Origin of the sequence: Aliidiomarina quisquiliarum, assembly GCF_023922585.1 — a bacterium.
In the GTDB taxonomy this organism is placed as follows: domain Bacteria; phylum Pseudomonadota; class Gammaproteobacteria; order Enterobacterales; family Alteromonadaceae; genus Aliidiomarina; species Aliidiomarina quisquiliarum.
The window spans coordinates 46,538-69,035 of the sequence record NZ_JAMFTN010000021.1; the positions used below are offsets into that span (position 1 = coordinate 46,538).

Sequence of the window (22,498 nt, forward strand, 5' to 3'; positions counted from 1 at the left end):
ACTATGAAACGTAATTTGAAGCATTATGAAGCAGTTGCGGTAGCCGGGTTCGGCTTAACCGGTGTTTCTGTTGCGCGCTTCTTATTACGCCACAACGTAACTCCTCTGCTATTTGACACCCGCGCTGAACCACCAGGCTTAGCTTTAGCCCCCGAATTAGCCAACCAATGTGAATGTTACTTTGAAGAGCTAAAGCTAGAACACTTACTGGGGCTAGACTTAATTATTGTTAGCCCAGGCATAGACACGCGGCGCGGGCCGCTGCGTATGGCTGCCGAAGCTGGGGTAGTGCTTATTTCCGATATCGAGCTATTTGCTTGGTATGCAACAGCGCCGGTGTTAGCAATTACTGGCTCGAATGGTAAGTCGACAGTTACTGAGTTAGTAACACACCTGCTTACCAAAGCCGGCCAGCAAGTGGCTATGGGGGGCAATATAGGCACCCCAGCGCTCGACCTATTAACAACCAAGCACGACTTGGTAGTGCTTGAATTGTCGAGCTTCCAGCTAGAGCTAACATTTAGCTTAGCGCTACAAGCGGCCTGTATTTTAAATATTAGCCCCGATCACCTTGATCGCTACGACGACGAACGGGCTTACTGGAAAGCCAAACAAGGTATATATGCCCATGCCCAGCATTTAGTTTGGAATGCCGACGACGACGCTACTAAACCCATAGCAAGTGAAATAAAAGTAGCCAGCACTCCTTTTGGCCAAAGCAGCTGGACCGAAGGTTTTGGCTTGCAGCACGATAACCACGGCCACTGGCTATGCTGGCGGGGCACGCGCCTAATTAATACCGCTAAGCTACCGTTGGTGGGGGTACATAATTGGCTAAATGTAATGGCTGCTTTGGCCTTATGCCGTCAGGCGGGGCTTGAACCTGCAATAGCGCTGCAACACATTCACGATTTTAAAGCTTTGCCCCACCGCTGTGAATTGGTAGCCCAGTATTTTAACGTGCGCTGGATCGACGATTCGAAAGCTACCAATGCTGGTGCTACCGCAGCCGCAGTAGCGGGCTTACGGCCAGATGTAGCAGGTAAATTAATATTAATAGCCGGTGGTGACGCCAAGGGCGCGCATTTAAACGAATTAATTAAGCCCTTAGCCGATGTTGACGTGCTTATTACCCTAGGCCGTGACGGCCCGCGAATTGCGGCATTAAAAGAAGGCGCCATAGAAGTTAAAACCATGCAAGAGGCTGTGGCCGCAGCCAAGCAACAGGTGGTGCCCCATAGTGTTGTGCTGCTGTCGCCGGCCTGTGCCAGCTTAGACATGTTTAGTAACTACAAAGAGCGCGGTAAGGTGTTTCGCCAAGCAGTGGAGGTGGCGCATGGGGGCTTTTGAACGCGAACTAGACTTACCCATGCCGGGGCGTATTTCTCTGTGGTCGAGCGTTATTAACTTTTGGAATGGTGGTGCCGAGCAACAGGCCTTTGATCGTATGTTGCTGTGGTGTGCGTTGTTTTTGCTTGGGTTAGGCTTTGTTATGGTGGCGTCGGCGTCGATGCCAATTGGCGAACGCTTAACGGGTAACCCGTACCATTTTATTACCCGCCACGGCATGTACCTAGTTATTAGTTTAGTATTTAGCGCCGGCTTGTTAATGGTGCCCACGGTAGTGCTCGATAAAAGTAATTTTTTATTGTGCCTGCTGGCGATTTTATTGCTGCTGGCGGTATTGCTGGTAGGCCACCAAGTAAATGGTGCCACCCGCTGGCTTAAAATTGGCCCGCTAACATTGCAAGTGGCCGAGTTTGCGAAATTATTTTTCTTTATATTTCTAGCCAGCTACTTAAATAGACGCTACGACGAAGTACGAAAAAACTGGCGCGGATTTTTTAAAGCCCTGTGCGTAATGGGTCTTATGAGCGGCTTGCTATTAATGCAGCCCGACTTAGGTACGGTTATTGTACTTACGGTAACGGCCATGGTGATGCTGTTTATAGCAGGTGCCCGCATACCGCACTTTATTGCGCTGGCGCTAACCTTTTTAGTGTTGTTTGTGGCTTTAATTGTTTTCGAACCCTACCGTATGCGCCGGGTAACGTCGTTTATGAATCCATGGGAAGACCCCTTCGGTAGTGGGTACCAATTAACTCAGTCGTTGATGGCCTTTGGCCGTGGTGACTTAACGGGCCAAGGCTTAGGCAATAGTATTCAGAAGCTACAGTTTTTACCTGAAGCCCATACCGACTTTATTCTAGCGGTTATTGGCGAAGAGCTTGGTTTTATTGGTGTGGCCATAACCATTTCTTTGGTCATGGTTATTGTTATTAAGGCGCTGTTGTTAGGGCAGCGTGCGCTGCGTCAAAACCGACCATTTGGTGGTTACTTGGCCCATGGCATTGGTATTTGGTTTTTCTTTCAGGGCGCCGTAAATATGGGCGCTGCAGCAGGCTTAATACCAACCAAAGGGCTAACCATGCCGCTGATAAGTTATGGTGGCAGTAGCTTGGTGGTGATGTGTGCGGCTATTGCTATTTTATTGCGTATTGACCATGAAGTACGCACCGGTTTTGTTATGCCCACGGCGTCGGCAAAAGCTAAGCCTACCCCCAAGCCGAAACGTCGTCGAGCTGCGGGGGCAAGGGCATGAAACATGTATTAATTACCGCGGGTGGTACCGGCGGGCATGTATTCCCAGCTTTAGCTGTAGCGCAATTAATGCGCCAGCAAGGTTGGTTAGTAAGTTGGTTGGGTACTGCTGATCGCATGGAAGCCCACCTTGTGCCAGCGGCGGGTTTTGACTTTACTGGCGTGGCTCAACAAGGTGTGCGCGGCCGTGGTATTAAAGGTTGGATAATTGCCCCCTTCCGTTTAGTGCGCTCAGTGTTTAAAATGCGCAGCTTTTTAGCTAACAAAAAACCAGACTTGGTTTTAGGCTTTGGTGGTTACACGGCAGGGCCAGCGGGTATTGCGGCATGGACGAAACGTATACCGTTAGTGATTCATGAGCAAAATGCAGTGGCCGGCTTAACTAACAAATTATTAGCTCGCTTTGCCAATAAAGTTTTAGTGGGTTTTGCCGCTGCTAAGCAGCAATTGCCAGCCAGTGAATATGTGGGCAACCCGGTGCGCAGCGACATTACCGCCTTAGCCGAGGTGGCGGTGGTTACACCCGTTGCCCCGTTTAAATTATTAGTGGTAGGCGGTAGCTTAGGCGCCGAGCACTTAAACCAAGTGGTGCCAGCAGCGGTGGCAACACTAGCCCCGTTGGCCATTGAGGTGTGGCACCAAACTGGTCGAGGAAAGCAAGCAGAAGTGATTGCTGCCTACGGAAACCATGCGGGTGTACGGGTTACCGAGTTTATTGACGACATGGCCCAAGCATATGCGCAAGCCGACTTAATTGTATGCCGAGCAGGGGCGTTAACCTGCAGTGAAATAGCCTGTGTAGGGCGAGCCAGTATTTTGGTGCCTTACCCCTATGCGGTCGACAATCACCAATTGCAGAACGCCAATGCATTAGCCGCCGTAGGCGCTGCACAGGTTATTGAGCAGCACAACTTAACGGCCAACCGTTTGCAGGCAGAGTTGCAGCGTTTATTTAGTGCGCCGCACCTACTTGCGCAAATGGCGCACAATGCGCGCCAAGCAGCAGTGAGTAACGCCGGGCAGACGGTCGTGAATATATGTAATGAATTAATAAATGGGAAACCACAGGAATGACAACGGTAGCTAAACAACCCTTTAAAGTGGTAAACGTGCCAGAAATGCGTCGTGTACGTCGTATTCACTTTGTTGGTATTGGTGGCGCAGGCATGGCAGGCATTGCCGAAGTGCTGGTGAACCAAGGTTACCAAGTGTCGGGGTCTGACTTGAGTGAAAATGCCAATACCCAGCGGTTGCGCATGCTTGGTGCTAGCATTGCTATGGGCCACGATGCGGCCCACGTGGCAACAGCAAATGTAGTGGTGGTGTCGAGCGCAATTCATGCCCACAACCCTGAATTAGTGGCGGCTAAAGAGCTATTAATACCTATTGTTCGGCGTGCAGAAATGCTCGCTGAATTAATGCGCTTTCGGCATGGTATTGCGGTAGCTGGCACACACGGAAAAACCACCACCACCAGCTTAATTGCTAGTGTTTTTGCGGAGGCAGGCAGCGACCCCACCTTTGTTATCGGTGGCTTGTTAACCAGCGCTGGCAGTAATGCTCGCTTAGGGCATAGTAAGTACTTAATTGCTGAAGCCGACGAAAGTGATGCGTCGTTTTTGCATTTGCAGCCTATGGTGGCGGTGGTGACCAATATTGAAGCGGACCACATGGACGCATACCAAGGTGACTTTAGCCGCATGGAAGCCACTTTTTTAGAGTTTTTGCACAACCTGCCTTTTTATGGATTGGCAGTGCTGTGTGTAGACGATCCAGTGATTGCCGCCTTATTGCCAGACATTGCGCGACCAATTATAAGTTACGGCTTTAGTGAAAATGCAGAAGTGCGAGCGACTGATTATCAGCAAACAAAACACACCAGTAGCTTTACTGTAGTTCGCCGGGGCTTGCCTTCACTGGCTATTCGGTTGAATTTACCGGGTAAACACAATGCCTTGAATGCGCTGGCAGCTATTGCTGTGGCCACCGACGAAGGTTTAGCCGACGACGCTATTGTCAGCGCCCTAGAAAAATTTGAAGGCATTGCACGGCGCTTTGAACAACATGGCGAATTCCCGTGCGACAATGGCCAAGTAATGTTAATTGACGACTACGGACACCACCCTTCGGAAGTTGCTGCAACAATTGCGGCAGTGCGAGCTGGTTGGCCTGAGCGCCGCTTGATTATGTGTTATCAGCCGCATCGTTATTCGCGCACCCGTGACTTATATGAAGACTTTGTCGACGTGCTGGTTGACGTTGACGAACTGCTGATGTTGGAAGTGTACGGTGCAGGTGAAGAGCCTGTAACTGGGGCCGACAGCCGCTCGCTGTGTCGTTCCATACGCCAGCGTGGGCAGATAGAGCCTATTTATGTGAAAGGGCCTGAGCAAGTAGCAGAAATACTCGCCCGGATTATGCAGCCTGGCGACATTGTGTTAACCCAAGGAGCTGGCAATGTTGGCGCTATAGCGCGACAACTGGCAGAACTAAAACTAGACCGAGAGCTTATGAAAGCCACCGTTAAGGAGGCCCAATGACAGCTGCTTATCAAGGTGGGAAGGTAGCGGTATTAGCTGGCGGTAACTCTGCCGAGCGTGAAGTAAGCCTGCGTTCAGGTAAGGCGGTTATGGCCGCCTTGCAAGAAAATAATGTGGCCGTTGAATGGTTTGATCCTGCGGAGCGCTCAATACTAGAACTAGCCAAGTTAAACATTGAAGTGGCATTTATTGCCCTGCATGGTCGTGGCGGCGAAGACGGTGAAATTCAAGCAGTGTTGAACTGTTTGGGTATTCCTTTTACCGGCTCGAAGGTGTTGGGTTGTGCCTTGGCCATGGACAAATCACGCACTAAACAATTATGGCGCGGGGTAGGTTTACCCACCGCCGACGCACTGACCATTAATGCCCTGCAATGTGACAACCTAGATGCGGAACAAGTAATGGCCCACATGGGCGGGCGGGTAATGGTAAAGCCTGCTCGGGAAGGCTCCAGTATTGGCATGTCGGTAGCCACCTCGGCGGCAGAGCTACGTGAAGCACTGCATGAAGCGGCTAAGTTTGACGCCGAGCTATTGATTGAACGCTGGTTAAGTGGGCCAGAATACACCGTAGCAGTGTTAGGCAATGAAGCCTTACCAAGCATACGGGTGAAAACTCCGCATGTGTTTTACGACTATGTGGCGAAATATGAAAACACCAGTACCGAATATATTTGCCCAGCAGGTTTAAGCGACGACATGGAGCAACAACTACGCACCCTGGCTTTTAACGCCTTTATGGCTGTGGGCGGCCAAGGTTGGGGCCGCGTTGACATTATGCTAGACGCAGCGGGTCAACCCCAGTTATTAGAAGTAAACATGGTGCCAGGTATGACAGCAAAAAGCTTAGTGCCCATGGCAGCAAAACAGCATGGCTTAAGTTTTTCGCAGTTGGTTATGCGGATACTTGCTACCGCAACTGTAGATTAGGGCGGAGAGTAGCGCCGTGAATACGCAATTGCCTAGGCAGCGCTACGAGTTTTGGGCGGGGTTAAGCGCCTTTATAATAATAATGCTTGGCTTGGTAGTGGGTGGGGTGTGGTTAATAAACACCTTAGTTGATGAAGAGCAGCTGCCTATTACCGGGGTAATTATTCAGGGTGAGCGAACCTACACCAGCAATGCTGATGTGGTACGGGTACTAACAGCGGCAGAAACTGGTAGTTTTTTTGCTGCCGACGCAGACGTTTTACGGCGCCGTATTGAGGCTTTACCTTGGGTGTATTCGGCTTCAGTGCGGAAAGAATGGCCTGCCAACCTGCGGGTGTTTATTGTTGAGCAGCAGCCAATAGCCGTATGGAATGGCCATGAATTATTAAATAGTTCGGGCGAGTTGTTTGCCGCCGACCCAAGTGTAGTGGCTGGCACCATACCGGAACTAGTAGGGCCTGAAGGTGATGTGGCTGAAGTGTTTTATCAATATCAGCGTATTCAGGCTTTATTAGCCCATAGCAACCACCATATTCAACGGTTTGCTATGAGCGAGCGGTTTTCAGTACGACTTTGGTTAGAGTCGGGAATTGAACTGCGCCTTGGCCGAGAAGCCAGACTAGAGCGGGTACAGCGGTTTATGGAATTGTTACCCATTATTCAAGGTGAAAGCGAAAAAGAAATTGCTTACATCGACTTAAGATATGACACCGGCGTAGCTGTCGGCTGGCATGACATACAACCAGGTGAATAGCGTGATAGTAAAAAGCGAAGAAGGAACCATGATCGTCAGCCTGGATGTCGGCACCAGTAAGGTGACCGCATTAATAGGCGAAATACTCCCCGACGGCGAGTTAAGCGTTATTGGTGTTGGTGCAACTCCGTCGCGGGGTATGGACAAAGGCGGCGTGAATGACTTGAACTTAGTGGTTCAGTCGATTCAACGGGCAATAAACGAAGCCGAACTGATGGCCGATTGCCGCGCTTCTACAGTGTATTTAAATATTTCTGGTCGCCATATTTCTTGTCAAAACGAAAGTGGCATGGTGCCTATTAACGACGTAGAAGTAACCCAAGAAGATGTAGAAAATGTGATTCATGCGGCCAAGTCGGTGCCTATTGCCCAAGAGCGCCGAATTTTGCATGTGCTACCACAAGAATTTGTAATTGATTCACAAGAAAGTATTAATAGCCCAATTGGTATGTCGGGTGTGCGTATGGAAGCGCGGGTACATATTATTACCTGCGCCAATGATATGGCCAAAAACATTATTAAAGCGGTGGAGCGCTGTGAACTGCAAGTGCAAGGGTTGGTGTTTTCAGCTTTGTCGTCGGCCCATTCAGTATTAACCGACGATGAAAAAGAACTAGGCGTAGCCTTGGTAGACATGGGCGGCGGCACTTTAGATATTTGCTTGTATTCTGGCGGTGTACTGCGCCATACGGCAGTAATACCTGTGGGTGGCAACCAAGTAACGAACGACATTGCGAAAATATTTCGTACCCCGCTGGGTAATGCGGAAGAAATAAAAGTGCAGTATGCCTGTGCCATTCGGCAAATGGTAAGCACCGAAGACACTATTGAAGTACCTTCGGTGGGCGGCCGGCCTTCCCGTATTATGAGCCGCCACACCCTGGCCGAAGTGGTTGAGCCACGTTATTTAGAGTTATTTGAGCTCGTGCGCGAAGAGCTTGATAAAAGTGGTTTTTTCGAGCAAATAGCCGCAGGTGTGGTGTTAACGGGTGGTACCAGTAAAATGGAAGGTGCCGTGGAGTTCGCCGAAGAAGTATTTCAAATGCCAGTGCGCCTGGGGGGGCCGCTGGGAGTGAAAGGGCTAACCGACTATGTAAGCGACCCTGAATATGCCACAGCGGTCGGTTTATTGTGGTTTGGCCAACAGGAGCTAGCAGAGCAAGCAAAAGAACGCAGCCGCCAACAACAAGCACGAATTTGGCCGCGATTAAAAAGCTGGTTCCGTGGTGAGTTTTAATTTTTTGGGGTAACACAAGAAAAACTACAGGAAAGTGGAGAGGTAACAACTATGAACATGTTCGAAGTGATAGAGCAGTTTGAAACAGACGCCATTATTAAAGTAATAGGCGTTGGCGGCGGCGGTGGTAACGCCGTTCAACACATGGTGTCGCAGTCGATTGAGGGGGTGCAGTTTCTTGCCGCCAATACCGACGCACAAGCCCTACGCCGTAACGATGCAGACATTACCATTCAATTAGGTGGTGAAATTACCAAGGGCCTAGGTGCCGGTGCGAACCCAGAAATTGGACGTTTAGCCGCGGAAGAGAACCGGGACGAAATTGCCCGTTACCTTGAAGGCGCAGACATGGTATTTATTGCTGCCGGTATGGGCGGTGGTACGGGTACGGGCGCAGCACCTATTGTTGCCGAAATAGCCAAAGAAATGGGTATTTTAACTGTGGCAGTAGTAACCAAGCCGTTTTCGTTTGAAGGTAAAAAGCGCATGCTAGCCGCTGAAGAAGGCGCAGCAGAGCTTGCCAAGCACGTAGACTCGTTAATTACCATACCGAATGAAAAGCTATTGAAAGTGTTAGGCCGCGGTACTACTTTACTCGACGCCTTCGGCGCGGCGAATAACGTGCTAATGGGTGCGGTACAAGGAATAGCCGAGCTTATTACCCGCCCAGGTTTAATTAACGTTGACTTTGCCGACGTGCAAGCAGTTATGCGTGAAATGGGCACAGCCATGATGGGTACTGGTATTGCAAGTGGTGAAGACCGCGCCCAAGAAGCTGCAGAAATGGCTATTAACAGCCCATTATTAGAAGACATTGACCTGTCAGGTGCGCGTGGTGTGCTGGTGAATGTAACCGCTGGTTTAGACATGAGCATGGAAGAGTTTGACACTGTAGGTCAAACCATTCGTGCCTTTGCTTCAGACAACGCCACGGTAATTATTGGAGCAGTAATTGACGTAGATATGTCAGACGAAATGCGCGTTACTGTAGTGGCAACCGGGATTGGTGCCGAGCGTAAGCCAGACATTTCTTTAGTAGAACGTCGTAAAGTAGAGCCTGTTGGTAGTCGCACTACAGCGCCAAGCCGTGGTTACGCAGGCGCCGGTGCCACAGCTAGACACTTAGAAGAAGAGCAGCAGCCAGCCGTAGACGAACCGGCGGCAACGCGCACAAAAGGTAACCCAGATCAGGACTTTTTAGACATTCCTGCATTTTTGCGCCGGCAGGCAGACTAGGCGCCTAATAAGTCGACTGGCTTGACCAGTAGCCTGCCGTTTGTTATAGTTTTCGCCGTTTGGCAATTTTTTAATTGCTAGTAGGCTAAGCTGTAAGTCATGAACACGGACAGGAAGCGGCTTCGGACCAGCTGTTAGTAGGTTTCGAAAGTCGGCAAGCTAGGCAAAAAGAGGGTAGAGCGATGATCAAACAACGGACACTTAAGGAAGCGATAGCAACCACTGGTGTTGGCCTGCATAAAGGCAATAAGGTCAATTTAGTGTTGCGTCCAGCGGCTATCGACACAGGTATTGTGTTTCGCCGTACTGATCTCGATCCTGTAGTCGAGATCAAAGCGTCGGCCGAATTAGTGCGCGACACGCGCATGTGCACCTGTTTGATCAACGACGACAATGTTCGCGTTTCAACCGTAGAGCATTTGCTTGCTGCTGTTGCTGCCATGGGAATTGACAATTTGTATGTTGAAATTGATTCCCATGAAATTCCGATTATGGACGGTAGTGCACATCCATTTATTTATTTGCTGCAGTCGGCAGGTATTCAAGAACAATCGAAAGCGAAGCGGTTTATTCGAGTGAAAAAACCAATTCGTGTAGAAGAAGGAGATAAGTGGGCCGAATTGTTACCCCATAATGGCTTCCGTATCGACTTCGCGATTGAATTTGATCACCCTGCTATTGCGGGCTCTAACCAAATGGTGTCGATGGACTTTAGCAGCCAAAACTTTATTCGCGACATTAGCCGTGCCAGAACTTTTGGCTTTATGAAAGACATTGAATTGCTGCGGGCCAATAATTTAGCCTTAGGCGGCAGCATGGACAATGCCGTGGTTCTAGACGAATACCGTGTGTTAAATAACGACGGTTTGCGTTATGACGACGAATTTGTAAAACATAAAGTGCTAGACGCAGTAGGCGACTTATATATGAGTGGCCACAGTATTCTTGGCCATTTACGTGCTTATAAGTCGGGCCATGCGTTGAACAATCAGTTGTTAGTTGCCCTGATGGAGCAGCAGGAAGCTTGGGAGTTTGTAACTTTTGAAGAGCCTGCATCAGTGGCACCGATTAGCTATTTAAATCCTGTTTTAGCTTAATAACGATTAAGCTAGCGCTGAAAAAGTGACGGGTCCATACGAATTTCGAGTTGCTTTACCTTAACTTCTGGAATTTGTAAGAAAAACTTAATAATATGCTGTTCGGTTAGTCGCAGCCTAGTTGCCCAGGCAGCTGTTGCGACGGCCACCGATAATGTACCATCACGTAGTCCTATACATCGTGAGGCCGCAGCCAGCTCTTTTGAAACAGCTTGCTGCCAGAGTGCGCCAAGATGCTCGGCCTTGTTAGAACGCTGACTTAGTTCAGCAAGCGTTCCTTGCGCCAGTAAATGCTGCACTGTTTTAGGTGGTTTATTTAGCATTATCGTTACCAACTGAGAGAGTGAGTGAATATTGCATGAGTTTAGCAATCCTATACAAGGGGCGGAAGGTAAGGTTTGAAATTAACCTGTCACAGCGTCGTCTTCTCACAATTTTAGGCATTACCTTATTTCTTCTTCTTAGTTATTACCAACCATGGCAAGGCCGCACTATTAACCCCGAAGTAGCACAGCAGCGCATTCATGAAGAGCAGCTGCGTTTAGCTATGGAGTCGGAAGCAATAAAAGAAGTACGTAGCCAAGTGCAACGTGAATTGTCTGCCATGACAATGAAAATGGGTGAGCTACAAGGCCAGCTTATGCGTCTTGAAGCCTTTGGGCAACGTTTATCGGCTGCTGCAGATATAGACGAAGGGGAATTCTTCTTTTCCGATCCATTGCCTTTAGGTGGGCCCGAGTCAAACCTTAGCCAATGGCCGGTTGTTACCGAGCATAGTCTGCTTAGTGGCCTCGACCAAATGCTTGAGCAGTTAGAAGATCGACAAAAACAGCTTCACCTACTTGAGTCTGTGATGGTTAATCACCATATAGAAGAGGCACGCTTCATTGCAGGGCGACCAATTTCAACTGGTTGGCTGGCTTCGCAGTATGGTATTCGCCGCGATCCTTTTACTGGTAACCCTACCATGCACCGTGGTATAGACTATGCTGCAGCAATAGGTACAGTAGTTGCAGTAACTGGGGCAGGTATTGTAACTTATGCAGGTCGCCGCTCTGCCTATGGTAATATGGTAGAGGTTGACCATGGGGCAGGGTTACGCACCCGCTATGCGCACTTGGATAGTTATACTGTAGAGGTGGGTGAGGTGGTTACCCGGGGCCAAGAAATTGGCCAAGTAGGGCAAACAGGCCGTGCCACAGGGCCACATGTTCATTATGAAGTATTACAGAATGGCCGGCATTTAAACCCGGCGGAATACGTAACACGCCGTGCGCCAAAGGAATAGGCGCAATAAAGTTGATAACGGCACCTGCTATGGTGCCGTTTTGTTTTTAATTCACTCACTTTTGTCCGGGCACATACATACTAGCGTTCACCGGAATAAAACTCAGGACTTCAAAGCAGATGATAGGTAGTTTAGTAAAACGCATTTTTGGCAGCCGGAACGACCGTATTATTCGTAAACTAACAAAAGAGACAGAGCATATAAATGCTCTTGAAGCTGAATATGAAGCGTTAACCGATGAACAGCTACAAGCCAAAACAGCTGAGTTTAAACAGCGTTTAGAAGACGGCGCCGAGCTAAACAGTTTAGTGGTTGAAGCTTTTGCGGTGGTGCGTGAAGCAAGTAAACGTGTTTTTGGTATGCGCCATTTCGACGTGCAGTTTATTGGCGGCATGATTTTAAACGACAACCGTATTGCCGAAATGCGCACCGGTGAAGGGAAAACCTTAACGGCAACTTTACCCGCCTACCTAAATGCGCTTACAGGCAAGAGTGTGCATATTATTACCGTGAACGACTACCTGGCTAGCCGTGACGCGGAGTGGAGCCGACCCTTATTTGAATATTTAGGCATGACCGTAGCCTGTAACGTTGCTGGTATGCACCCGCAGGCGAAGAAAGCAGCCTACCAAGCCGATATTCTTTATGGTACCAACAACGAATTTGGCTTCGACTATTTGCGCGACAATATGGCGTTTTCTCCTGCTGAGCGTGTTCAACGCGGGCTTTACTACGCCATTATTGACGAAGTTGACTCTATTTTAATTGACGAAGCCCGTACCCCGCTAATTATATCGGGCCCAGCGGAAGATTCGTCAGAACTATACAAGCAAATAAATAAGTTGGTACCGAGCTTAACTCGCCAAAGCCATGAAGACGGCCAAGAAGAAGACGGCGACGAAAGTGGTGACTTCACTATTGATGAAAAAGCGCGGCAGTTACATTTAACCGAAGCGGGCCAAGAAAATATTGAAGACATGCTACGGGGTGCTGGCTTATTAGAAGAGGGTGAGTCGCTCTACTCGGCTGCGAATATATCGTTACTGCACCATGTAAATGCAGCATTGCGTGCACACCACTTATTTCAGCGCGACGTAGACTACATAGTTAAAGACGACCAAATTGTTATTGTTGACGAGCATACGGGCCGTACTATGGAAGGGCGTCGTTGGTCTGAAGGCTTGCACCAAGCAATGGAAGCGAAAGAAGGTGTGCCGATTCAAAATGAAAACCAAACCTTAGCTTCTATTACCTTTCAGAATTACTTCCGCTTATATGAAAAACTGTCGGGCATGACAGGTACTGCAGATACGGAAGCCTTTGAGTTTCAGCAAATATATGGTTTAGAAACTATTGTTGTGCCAACCAATATGCCAATGGTGCGCGACGACCGGCCAGACCTTATTTACTTAACTCAAGAAGAAAAGTACCAGGCCATTGTGGCCGACGTGCGCGCGCAGCGTAAAGCTGGCCGGCCGGTGTTAGTGGGAACCAGCTCGATTGAAAGTTCTGAGTTGCTGTCGAAATTGCTGAAAAAAGAAAAAATAAAACACAAAGTATTAAACGCTAAATTTCACGAGCAAGAAGCTGAAATTATTGCCCAAGCTGGTCAGGCAGGTGCCGTTACTATTGCTACCAACATGGCTGGACGTGGTACCGACATTGTGTTGGGTGGTAATTGGCAGGCCGAGCTAGAAGCGTTAGACAACCCAGATGAAAAACAAATAGCGAAGTTGAAAGCAGCTTGGCAAGAGCGCCACGACGCAGTTATTGCCGCTGGTGGTTTGCATATTATTGCTACCGAGCGTCATGAGTCACGCCGTATTGATAACCAGTTACGTGGTCGTGCTGGGCGTCAGGGTGACCCTGGCTCGTCCCGTTTTTACTTGTCGTTAGAAGACAGTTTAATGCGCATTTTCGCTTCAGAGCGCATGGCCAGTATGATGAAGCGCCTAGGTATGAAGCCTGGCGAAGCCATTGAGCACCCATGGGTAACAAAAGCCATTGAAAATGCTCAGCGTAAAGTAGAAGCCCGTAACTTCGATATTCGTAAGCAATTGCTTGAATATGACGACGTGGCCAACGACCAACGTAAAGTTGTGTATTCGCAGCGCAATGAACTACTCGATGAAGGCGATATTGCGGAAACTATTAAAGTCATTCGCGACGATGTGTTAAACCAAGTTATTTCTGAATACATTGCGCCAGGTTCATTGGCTGAAATGTGGAGTGTGTCGGGTTTAGAAGATCGCCTGCGGGCAGATTTCGACTTGAACCTACCATTGCAAGAATGGCTCGATAATGACGATAGATTATTTGAAGAGTTATTGCGTGAACGCATTATTGAAGCAGCATCCACTGCTTATGCCGAGAAAGAAGCAGTGGTGGGCGAACAGGTGCTGCGCAACTTTGAAAAAGCGGTAATGCTGCAAAGCCTCGACACGCACTGGAAAGAACACCTTGCGGCCATGGACCATTTGCGCCAAGGCATTCATTTACGTGGTTACGCCCAGCGCAACCCGAAACAAGAATATAAGCGTGAAGCCTATGACTTGTTTATGGACATGCTGGAAGAATTAAAAGTAGACGTTATTAGTGTGCTGAGCAAAGTAAAAGTTCGGGCCGAAGAAGACGTGGAAGCAGTTGAAGAGCAGCGCCGTAAAGCCGAAGCTATGCCACGTGAGTATAAACACGAGGCGGCAGACAGCTCACCCAGCGCGGCTAGTTTTGCTGAAGGAGCAGGTCAACCAGTGGTTCGAGACGGGCAAAAAATTGGTCGTAACGACCCTTGCCCATGCGGCTCAGGTAAAAAGTATAAGCATTGTCACGGTAAGCTAACCTAGTAGGTTGTGTTATGAAGCCTATTCACGTTGCGGTTGGCGTGGTAATAAACGCCAACCAGCAAGTACTTATAAGTTTGCGCGCTGCACATCAGCATCAAGGCAACCGCTGGGAATTCCCCGGTGGTAAAGTAGAGGCTGGTGAAGCAGTGTTAGCAAGCTTAAGTCGTGAACTTACAGAAGAGCTCGGCATTGGGGTAGAGCAGGCCGAGCCCCTGTGCGCTATAGAGCATAGCTACAGCGACAAGAAGGTATTGCTTGATGTATGGTGGGTTACTGCCATTTCTGGGCAGGTGCAGGCATTAGAAGGTCAAGAGTGGCGTTGGGTGCCCGCTAGCACACTGGCTGACTATGAATTTCCAGCCGCCAATGTGCCTATTCTGCAGGCTATTGCCGAAAAACTAACGAGTCGAGTTAACTAATAGTCCCATTCACTCGACGACTCATTTGCCGTAGGTGGTAATTCTTCACCTGGAATTCTTTTTTCTTCGTTCGCCCACTCGCCTAAGTCAATCAGCTTGCAGCGTTCACTGCAGAAAGGTCTAAATTCCGCAGTCGGCCCCCATTTTACGGAAGTTTGGCAGGTAGGACATTTAACAGTGGTTACAGCCTTGGTCATAGCAATATAGTTCTCTTTGTTTATATTCAAGAAGAATGACAATGATAGTGTGTTTCGCCCCTGCACTTCAAGGCAAGGGCTGCTGTGAAAGAGCAAGGTAACGGCGATGCAGCTCTGCAACACGGCTTGGTAGTGTGGTTAAGGGCAGGCTATTGTCGATAACGTCGGTGGCCTTTGCTAATCGTTGTTCACGGCTCCATTGTGCTTTTAAAATAGCGTCTACTTGCTCTTTACTTACCCCGTCTCGTTGCTGGGTGCGTGCTATTTGTACGCTTACCGGTACGTCGACCACTAAGGTGCGTTGGCAATACTGGTCGAGCTTGTTTTCAAACAATAGTGGTGCCGACAATATAACGTAAGCAGACTGTGCAGCCTGTAGTTGAGCAAGTAATTGCTGGCGAATGGCGGGGTGCATTAAGCTATTCAGCTGTTGTTTTTTCCGCTCATCAGAAAAAATGATTTGGCGTAAGGCGGCTCGGTCGAGAGTGCCTTTATGGGGCCCTTCGCTTAGCAAAATATGCGCCCCAAAGGCCTGGACTAATTCAGCTAGCAAGGGCTGGCTAGGGGCAACAACTTCACGGGCAATAACGTCGGCGTCGACCACAGTAATGCCTAAGGTGGCAAATTCGTTCGACACGGTTGTTTTACCACTGCCAATACCACCGGTAAGACCAATAACTAAGGGTTTGGTTGGTTCAGACATGGTTATAACCCAAGCCATTGCCAGTAAGTGCTATACAAAACCTCACCAAAAAATAGCGCGGCAATACCGGCTAACGCTAAAAATGGCCCGAAAGGCATTGGGTTACCTTGCTGGTGACGGCGCAATATAATCATTAAAATGCCATATACAGCGCCAATAACCGACGACAATAAAATGATCATCGGTAACATTTGCCAACCAAGCCATGCCCCGAGTGCAGCTAAAAGCTTAAAGTCGCCATAACCCATACCTTCTTTGCCGGTTAGCAACTTAAATAACCAGAACACACTCCATAACGCCAAGTAACCACAGGCGGCACCAATAATTGCGTCGCTAGGGCTTACCGGGGTTAATTGCAAGCTGGCAAGTAAGCCAAGCCATACCAAAGGTAGGGTTATTTGGTCGGGCAGCAGCATGTGGTCTTTGTCGATAAAAGTTAAAATAACTAAGGCATAAATAAAAAGTGCGTAACTCCAACCTAGGGCATTAAAACCAAACGACGCAATGGCACAAGCGGTAAACACAGCGACAAGTAGTTCTACCAGTGGGTAGCGGCTGGAAATGCCTCCCTGGCAATGACGGCATTTGCCTGCTTGTAAGGCGTAGCTTATTACTGGAATATTTTCATACCAACGCAATGAGGTTTTGCAAGCTGGGCATTGGGAGCCTGGTACCGCTAAATTAAAGCGTTCGGCTGGCGCTGCTGGTTGGCCAAGGCTTTCGGCGCAGTCTTGTTGCCATTGGCGTTTGAGCATAACTGGGAAGCGGGCAATAACCACATTGGCAAAGCTGCCAAAAAGTAAACCAATAATGGCAGCAAGTCCTACACTCCAGGCAAAACTTGTTTGAATGAGATCGAGCATTGCTTCTCCTTGGCAATTTTAGTACTAGCCAACGGCTAGCCCTAGCTGAAAAAGTGGTAAGTAGAGAGCAATCATAACAGCACCGGTGATAATGCTCACCACTATAAGAACCAGATTAGGTAACAATTGCAGGCTATTTTGCAGGCGTTGCGCTATGGCTTGCTGCTGGTCTTTGGCTACCTGCATTATTTTGTCTTCTAGGGTACCGGTTTGCTCGCCTAATTCGATTAACGCATATTCAGTGCTCGTTAAGTACTGGTAATTAAAAATAGCCCGACTGTTTTTGCCTGCTTTCAACGTCTGTAAGCTTTGTAACCACAAGCCTTGGTGCCATGTCGACGAATGCGTTAAGGCCACACTTATTATGCTTTGCTGCAAGGTCATGCCATGTTGCAGGCCTAAGGCAAGGGTGTGTAAGTCTTGTTGCACTGCGGTTAACTCAACATACTTGTGCCAGCTTGGGTTACGCATAAGCCAACGCCTTAAGCCTGGTTTAGCTAACCAAAAGGGCAGCCACAACTGCACTAATAACCCCAGCCCGCCGAGCATGAATAGCAGGGCCACAAAGAAAGATAGCTGAAAGTTGCTGGCTGGCTGTAACAGCAACTGGGTTAAAAACGGTAGTTGGGCGTTGGTTTCTGCATATAAAGCGGCAAATTTAGGCAGAATAAATAGCTTCAAACCAACCCCAAGAAGTACCACCATAGCCAACACTGCTGCGGGATAGCGCATGGCCTGGCGTAATTGTAGAGCGCGTTTTTGACGTTCAGCCGAAGCTACACTAAGTTGGGCTAACACGTGTTCAAATTGTCCTGCCTGCTCGGCAAACTCCATCAGTTGCAAATAGCGGTTATTCAAAGGAAGTGGTGAGCGTTTAAACGCATAACTAATAGGTAAACCCTTGTGTAATGCTTGTAACGCCGCTTGGCTCAGTTCAGCTTCTGCTTGGCACATACTTTGATTGTGCAGCTGCTGTAAACTTTGTGCCATGTCGAAGCCACTTTTAATCAGGCTGTGCCAGCGACTAAACCAACTAGCCCAAAAAGCTAATTGAGGCAGGTAGCCTTGACGGGTTGTTGGCAGTGGTATGCGGCGCGTTAAGTGAATTTGTTGTTGCCATAATTGTAAAGCAACGCCAGTGCTATGGTGTGCTTGCAATACACCTTGGCGCAGGTCGTGCGCATCATCTTTGGGGTGGCCGTGCCAACGATACCAAATGGCTTTCATGGTGCAATATAGACAGGTTTTAAAAGCTCTGCAGTGCGTTGCCAATAATCGGGGCTAGTAGGCGAACTCAAGAGCACATGCTGGGCTTGTTCATCGACTAAATTCACATCGAATACCCCAGCCCGTTTTTGCCCAATGGTGACTAAACGTTGGTTAATTAGTAGCGATAAAGCACCAGCCACTTGGGCATGGGTAACCCCTAGCTGTTGTAACCGAATTAAAGCCGCCATGGCATTGCTTGCATGTAAGGTAGCCAGCACTAAGTGGCCTGTTTGCGCCGCTTGCACAGTCATTTGAGCTGTTTCTGCGTCGCGAATTTCACCAACCATAATCACATCAGGATCTTGCCGTAACAAAGCCCGTAAACAATCGGCAAAGCGCATTAAGCCATTGTCGCGAACTGCGGTTTGGTTAATACCTAGTAAAGGGATTTCAATAGGGTCTTCTACGGTGCTGATATTTATACTAGGGTGGTTGATATGTTCAAGCATGGCATACAAAGAGCGGGTTTTGCCGCTACCGGTGGGGCCCGTTACTAACACTAACCCCTGGCTAGCGGCAAGGGCTTGGCTTACTTGTTGATACTGATTTGGTAATAAACCCAGTTGGGATAAGGGCAGTGCTTGGTCCTGTTGGTTGAATAAGCGCAGCACAATTTTTTCGCCCCATAAGGTAGGTAGCACATTGAAACGGCAGTCGAGCACCAGCTGACCATGAAGCAATTTAAACCGACCGTCTTGCGCCACGCGCCGTTGGGTTACATCTGCCCCGGCAGCATTTTTAAGGGCTGCTACCCATTGCTCGCCTACATGTTTAGCAATAACCTCACGCTGCTGCAGCTTGCCTAATAATCGTTCCCGCACTAAATAGTGTTGATCTTGCGCTTCTAAATGCATATCAGACACCCCTGTATTGGCCATTTCAAACAGTAATTGAGCTAAATGTATGGGCAGTTGCGCACTGGCGTTGTGTAACACGGCCTTGCTCCACAGTTACTCAGTGCTATTCGGCAATGCCCCAGCGCAGCGTTGAATACGCGCACCTAAAGCAAAGTCGGAACAGTACAGTTGCCAACTCAGTTGAGTAGATTGAGCAATAGGCAGCGCTTCGATAACTACAGCGTCACCATTACTGTCGCGGGCGTTTATGCTGGCGCGTAACGAGCCCGGTTGGCTACCTACCCGTAAGCTAGTCAAACCTTCGGGTAAAGGTGCCGTAGCAGGGGGAATACCAGCTATGCCAAGTTCGCTACAGTCGGCTAAGCTACCATTTTCTTGCCAACATAAGGCAATGGCAGTTTGCCACGGTTGCAAGGCTAGGTAGGCAGTAGTGGCTTTGGTGCGCTGGGTATAATCGGTAAATGCAGGCACTGCGAGTGAACTTAGAATGCCCAGTATGGCAACAACAATCATTAGTTCGATGAGGCTAAAGCCTTTGGGTACTAAATTAGTAAGCGGCACAAGAACTCCTTATCTTTTTATGTCATGGGTACGGCACAAAGTGATAAGGAAGGTATAGGGCAGGTTAGGCAGTTGGGCGAGATAAGTAGGGGCAATTAAGCTATTACCCCTAGTTTTAAAACATTCGTAATATAGCTGTTATAGGGTGGTCATACGCATAGACAAGTCCATAGCGTGTACATGCTTAGTGAGTGCGCCCGAACTTATGTAGTCTACATTCATGCTGGCGTAATGGGCGAGGCGATCAGCAGTAACATTACCTGACACTTCAAGCTTGGCTTTGCCTTTTGCCAGTTGTACCGCAGTGCGTATATCGTTGTCGCTAAAGTTGTCGAGCATGATAATGTCGCTACCGGCCTGCACGGCTTGCTCTAACTCGGCCAGGTTTTCCACTTCTACTTCTACCCAGCGTGAAGGTTGTAATTTGCGCGCTTGGTTTACGGCAGCAGCAATACCACCACAGGCCATAATATGGTTTTCTTTAATTAAGTAAGCGTCGTATAAACCAATACGGTGATTTTGCCCGCCACCACAACGAACCGCATATTTTTGCCCCAGCCGCATGCCTGGAATGGTTTTGCGGGTATCTAATAGCTTGGTGTCGGTGCCGGCTAAATGAGCCACCGCCGAAGCAGTAGCAGATGCAGTACCACTTAGGCTTTGCACAAAGTTAAGGGCGGTACGCTCACCGGTAAGTAAGGCGCGAGCATTGCCGGTTAGCTCAAACAGTAATTGGTCGGGCGTAACAGTGTCGCCGTCGGCCACATGCCAAGTAACGACGACAGTTGGATCGAGCTGGTGAAACACTTCATTAACCCAGGCTAGGCCGCAGAAAACACCAGCGTCGCGGGTAATTACTCGGGCATGGGCCCTTGTTTCGGCAGCAATAAGCATGGCGGTTACGTCGAGTTCAACACTTACGCTGCCGCCTAAGTCTTCTTCCAAAGCGTTTTTCACTTCAAAAGGAATGCGTTGCTGTAGGGCTGGCTCCATAGCAAGTGCTGTGTCGGTGGTCATAAATTGCTCCATTGGTATAAAAAAACAGGTGATTTAAGTTTTAAATTATTGGCGAATAGTTAGTTGGCGATCACGTTGACTGAATTCTAACGCTCTTAAGGCGCTCATGCCCAACAAAATGTGGTTGCTGTGGTAGTCGGGAACAATAGTAGCGGCCACATTATTTAATAGAATGTCGCCTAATTGAAGTTGTGCGAGCTCGGTTTGATAGGCAATGGCCACACCGTTAGCGGTTCGTACCTGAATTTGTTGGCCCTGGCGAAGCCCAAGGTGGCTTGCCAAACTGCCAGGAATTGCCACTTGGGTGGCGCCAGTGTCGAGTAAAAAGGTAACGGGGCGTTGGTTAATACTACCATTAGCCACATAATGGCCGGCTCGGTTTTGTTGTAGTACCACCACCGCTTGGTTGCCTTGGCGGTAACTTTCCACCTGCTGATTAGGATTTTGCTGCTTCGATAAGGCACCGTCAAAAAAGTAGTAAAGTAAGGCCAGCGCTCCAAGCCAAGCAAACCAAATAAAAAAACGGCCTATGGTTTTGCTACTGTCGTGGCTGTTAGCCATGCACTATTCCCCTGTACAGATTTGTGTGAAACACTTTACCTTCAACGTAATTGTCCTGATACTTAATGATTATGCAAGACGGTAGTTTTACCGGCAGCCATAAAGCAAACTGTAACGAAGGAAACGCTAGGTGTTACGAATAGACGATCATATTGTAAATGGGGTTTCATTTCACCCCTCGCCCCATAAAGATGAGCGGCCAATAGCCCATGATATTAGTTTATTGGTTATTCATGGCATAAGTTTGCCCGCCGGCGAGTTTGGCGGCAAGCATATCGATCAGTTATTTATGGGGTGTTTAGACTGTAGTGCCCATAGTAGCTTTGCCGAGTTAGAGGGGTTGCGGGTTTCTGCCCATTGTTTTATTTGTCGCAACGGCATTTTGCACCAATATGTACCTTTTCATCAGCGTGCTTGGCATGCGGGGGTGTCGAGCTGGGCAGGGCGTGACAACTGTAATGACTTTTCTATAGGTATAGAGCTTGAGGGAACGGACGTAGCACCCTACACTGAACAACAATACGCTACGTTAGTACAATTGAGCGCTGCTTTAATGGCCACTTATCCGGCAATTTCGTTAGACCGAATAGTAGGCCATGAGCACATAGCTCCTGGGCGGAAAAGCGATCCAGGCCCAGCATTTAATTGGGATGACTTTAAACGTCGTTTGGCAGCAGCGCAGGTTTATGCTAACGACAGCAGTTCACTATAATAGGAAGCAAGTATGATTGTTCTTTCCTTGTTCGTTGCCCTTATGTTGGAACGTTTACGCGTTAGCCCAGCAGGTTGGCAACTAGACAGCACAGCACAGCAGTTTAATGATTGGCTGTACCAACACGACACCTTTAGTTCAGGCCGTAAAAATGAGGTGTTTGGGCCTTTAGTTTTGCTTATACCCGCCCTGCTTTTGGCAGTTATTATGTTGTTTGGAGTAGGAGCCTTAGCAACGTTTTTTATTAATGTTGCAATGCTTACTTTAGCTTTTGGCTGCCGGCCTTATCGCGATGCCTTAAAGCGTTGGTATTTAGCCACCGCCAGAGAAGACAAAGAAACTCAGCAAGAAGCCAGTGACTTTATTATGCAAGGCAATGGCAATATTAGCCTTGGCCAACAGTTGGTGTGGCTTAATTTCCGCTACTACTTCTCGGTAGTGTTTTGGTTTGTGTTGTTTGGTGCCCCAGGTGTACTGGGCTATACCATTTTACGCGCGAATGAGCACCAGGTAGGCCAACTTATGGGCTGGGTTGACTGGTTACCGGTGAGAATAGCAGGGCTCGCATTTTTGTTCGTTGGGCACTTTACCCGCGCAATGCATGCCTGGTTAGCCAGCATTGGGCTAGTGCAAAACAGTCAAGAAGTGTTGCTACAATTAGCGGTTGCTGCCGAAGACATAACTGTAGACGAAGAGGAAAAAAGTACCGAGCCGCAAGCCATGCTAGGTTTGGCTCGGCGGGCCACCATTTTTCTTTTGGCCAGTGTTGCCTTGGCTTCACTGTTAGGCTGGATTGTTTAGCACAAGTGGTATT

At 48.6% G+C, this 22,498-nt stretch carries 23 protein-coding genes; 14 read left to right on the forward strand and 9 right to left on the reverse strand.

The window, feature by feature from the left end; genetic code table 11:
* Positions 1 to 3: 3 nt before the first annotated feature.
* From murD to lpxC, 9 genes are all read left to right on the forward strand, one after another.
* A complete protein-coding gene (murD, locus tag M1L23_RS08250) occupies positions 4 to 1,350 on the forward strand; it encodes a UDP-N-acetylmuramoyl-L-alanine--D-glutamate ligase (protein ID WP_252626852.1) in 1,347 nt (448 codons plus the stop codon).
* Entirely contained in the window at positions 1,337 to 2,602 is a 1,266-nt protein-coding gene (ftsW, locus tag M1L23_RS08255) for a putative lipid II flippase FtsW (RefSeq protein ID WP_252626853.1), read from the forward strand. The genes murD and ftsW overlap by 14 nt, the downstream gene beginning before the upstream one ends.
* Positions 2,599 to 3,675, forward strand: a complete 1,077-nt coding sequence (gene murG / locus M1L23_RS08260) for an undecaprenyldiphospho-muramoylpentapeptide beta-N-acetylglucosaminyltransferase (protein ID WP_252626854.1) — start codon at positions 2,599 to 2,601, stop codon at positions 3,673 to 3,675. Before ftsW ends, murG begins: the two co-directional genes overlap by 4 nt.
* Complete coding sequence (murC, locus tag M1L23_RS08265) at positions 3,672 to 5,141, forward strand: UDP-N-acetylmuramate--L-alanine ligase (RefSeq protein WP_252626855.1); 1,470 nt, start codon at positions 3,672 to 3,674, stop codon at positions 5,139 to 5,141. The genes murG and murC overlap by 4 nt, the downstream gene beginning before the upstream one ends.
* The gene (locus M1L23_RS08270; RefSeq protein ID WP_252626856.1) at positions 5,138 to 6,070 is read left to right on the forward strand and encodes a D-alanine--D-alanine ligase; all 933 of its coding nucleotides are present in this window, start codon (positions 5,138 to 5,140) and stop codon (positions 6,068 to 6,070) included. The genes murC and M1L23_RS08270 overlap by 4 nt, the downstream gene beginning before the upstream one ends.
* A 16-nt stretch (positions 6,071 to 6,086) precedes the next feature.
* Positions 6,087 to 6,824, forward strand: coding sequence for a cell division protein FtsQ/DivIB (locus M1L23_RS08275; RefSeq protein WP_252626857.1), 738 nt, complete (start codon positions 6,087 to 6,089; stop codon positions 6,822 to 6,824).
* Between the two features lie 28 nt (positions 6,825 to 6,852).
* Entirely contained in the window at positions 6,853 to 8,061 is a 1,209-nt protein-coding gene (gene ftsA / locus M1L23_RS08280; RefSeq protein ID WP_252627123.1) for a cell division protein FtsA, read from the forward strand.
* Positions 8,062 to 8,118: 57 nt separating this feature from the next.
* A complete protein-coding gene (ftsZ, locus tag M1L23_RS08285) occupies positions 8,119 to 9,297 on the forward strand; it encodes a cell division protein FtsZ (RefSeq protein ID WP_252627124.1) in 1,179 nt (392 codons plus the stop codon).
* Positions 9,298 to 9,479: 182 nt separating this feature from the next.
* A complete protein-coding gene (gene lpxC, locus M1L23_RS08290; RefSeq protein WP_252626858.1) occupies positions 9,480 to 10,394 on the forward strand; it encodes a UDP-3-O-acyl-N-acetylglucosamine deacetylase in 915 nt (304 codons plus the stop codon).
* 11 nt (positions 10,395 to 10,405) lie between these two features.
* Here the strand turns inward: lpxC and M1L23_RS08295 are convergent, their stop codons facing one another.
* Positions 10,406 to 10,717 carry a DciA family protein gene (locus tag M1L23_RS08295; protein ID WP_252626859.1) on the reverse strand — a complete coding sequence of 104 codons (312 nt, stop codon included), beginning with the start codon at positions 10,715 to 10,717 and terminating at the stop codon, positions 10,406 to 10,408.
* 35 nt (positions 10,718 to 10,752) lie between these two features.
* On the opposite strand from M1L23_RS08295, the gene M1L23_RS08300 reads away from it, so the two are divergent.
* The 3 genes from M1L23_RS08300 to mutT all read left to right on the forward strand — a co-directional run bounded on the left by M1L23_RS08300 (position 10,753) and on the right by mutT (position 14,944).
* Positions 10,753 to 11,682, forward strand: a complete 930-nt coding sequence (locus tag M1L23_RS08300) for a M23 family metallopeptidase (RefSeq protein ID WP_252626860.1) — start codon at positions 10,753 to 10,755, stop codon at positions 11,680 to 11,682.
* 119 nt (positions 11,683 to 11,801) lie between these two features.
* Positions 11,802 to 14,525: a preprotein translocase subunit SecA gene (secA, locus tag M1L23_RS08305; protein ID WP_252626861.1), complete on the forward strand. Its 2,724-nt coding sequence runs from the start codon at positions 11,802 to 11,804 to the stop codon at positions 14,523 to 14,525.
* Positions 14,526 to 14,536: 11 nt separating this feature from the next.
* Positions 14,537 to 14,944 carry an 8-oxo-dGTP diphosphatase MutT gene (gene mutT / locus M1L23_RS08310; protein WP_252626862.1) on the forward strand — a complete coding sequence of 136 codons (408 nt, stop codon included), beginning with the start codon at positions 14,537 to 14,539 and terminating at the stop codon, positions 14,942 to 14,944.
* Here mutT and yacG read toward each other — a convergent pair.
* The 8 genes from yacG to M1L23_RS08350 all read right to left on the reverse strand — a co-directional run bounded on the left by yacG (position 14,941) and on the right by M1L23_RS08350 (position 20,972).
* The gene (yacG, locus tag M1L23_RS08315; RefSeq protein WP_252626863.1) at positions 14,941 to 15,141 is read right to left on the reverse strand and encodes a DNA gyrase inhibitor YacG; all 201 of its coding nucleotides are present in this window, start codon (positions 15,139 to 15,141) and stop codon (positions 14,941 to 14,943) included. The genes mutT and yacG overlap by 4 nt on opposite strands.
* A gap of 67 nt (positions 15,142 to 15,208) precedes the next feature.
* Positions 15,209 to 15,844: a dephospho-CoA kinase gene (gene coaE, locus M1L23_RS08320; RefSeq protein ID WP_252626864.1), complete on the reverse strand. Its 636-nt coding sequence runs from the start codon at positions 15,842 to 15,844 to the stop codon at positions 15,209 to 15,211.
* 2 nt (positions 15,845 to 15,846) lie between these two features.
* The gene (locus tag M1L23_RS08325) at positions 15,847 to 16,707 is read right to left on the reverse strand and encodes a prepilin peptidase (protein WP_252626865.1); all 861 of its coding nucleotides are present in this window, start codon (positions 16,705 to 16,707) and stop codon (positions 15,847 to 15,849) included.
* A gap of 24 nt (positions 16,708 to 16,731) precedes the next feature.
* Positions 16,732 to 17,934 carry a type II secretion system F family protein gene (locus M1L23_RS08330; RefSeq protein ID WP_252626866.1) on the reverse strand — a complete coding sequence of 401 codons (1,203 nt, stop codon included), beginning with the start codon at positions 17,932 to 17,934 and terminating at the stop codon, positions 16,732 to 16,734.
* On the reverse strand, positions 17,931 to 18,911 hold the full coding sequence (locus tag M1L23_RS08335) for a GspE/PulE family protein (protein ID WP_252626867.1): 981 nt from the start codon (positions 18,909 to 18,911) through the stop codon (positions 17,931 to 17,933). The genes M1L23_RS08330 and M1L23_RS08335 overlap by 4 nt, the downstream gene beginning before the upstream one ends.
* Before the next feature lie 15 nt (positions 18,912 to 18,926).
* Positions 18,927 to 19,394 (reverse strand): pilin, encoded by a 468-nt coding sequence (locus M1L23_RS08340; protein WP_252626868.1) that lies wholly within the window; start codon positions 19,392 to 19,394, stop codon positions 18,927 to 18,929.
* Positions 19,395 to 19,532: 138 nt separating this feature from the next.
* Positions 19,533 to 20,411: a carboxylating nicotinate-nucleotide diphosphorylase gene (gene nadC, locus M1L23_RS08345; RefSeq protein ID WP_420840634.1), complete on the reverse strand. Its 879-nt coding sequence runs from the start codon at positions 20,409 to 20,411 to the stop codon at positions 19,533 to 19,535.
* Positions 20,412 to 20,456: 45 nt separating this feature from the next.
* On the reverse strand, positions 20,457 to 20,972 hold the full coding sequence (locus M1L23_RS08350; RefSeq protein ID WP_252626869.1) for a retropepsin-like aspartic protease family protein: 516 nt from the start codon (positions 20,970 to 20,972) through the stop codon (positions 20,457 to 20,459).
* A gap of 130 nt (positions 20,973 to 21,102) precedes the next feature.
* On the opposite strand from M1L23_RS08350, the gene ampD reads away from it, so the two are divergent.
* Positions 21,103 to 21,684, forward strand: a complete 582-nt coding sequence (ampD, locus tag M1L23_RS08355; protein WP_252626870.1) for a 1,6-anhydro-N-acetylmuramyl-L-alanine amidase AmpD — start codon at positions 21,103 to 21,105, stop codon at positions 21,682 to 21,684.
* Positions 21,685 to 21,696: 12 nt separating this feature from the next.
* Positions 21,697 to 22,485: a regulatory signaling modulator protein AmpE gene (gene ampE, locus M1L23_RS08360; RefSeq protein WP_252626871.1), complete on the forward strand. Its 789-nt coding sequence runs from the start codon at positions 21,697 to 21,699 to the stop codon at positions 22,483 to 22,485.
* Positions 22,486 to 22,498: the final 13 nt, after the last annotated feature.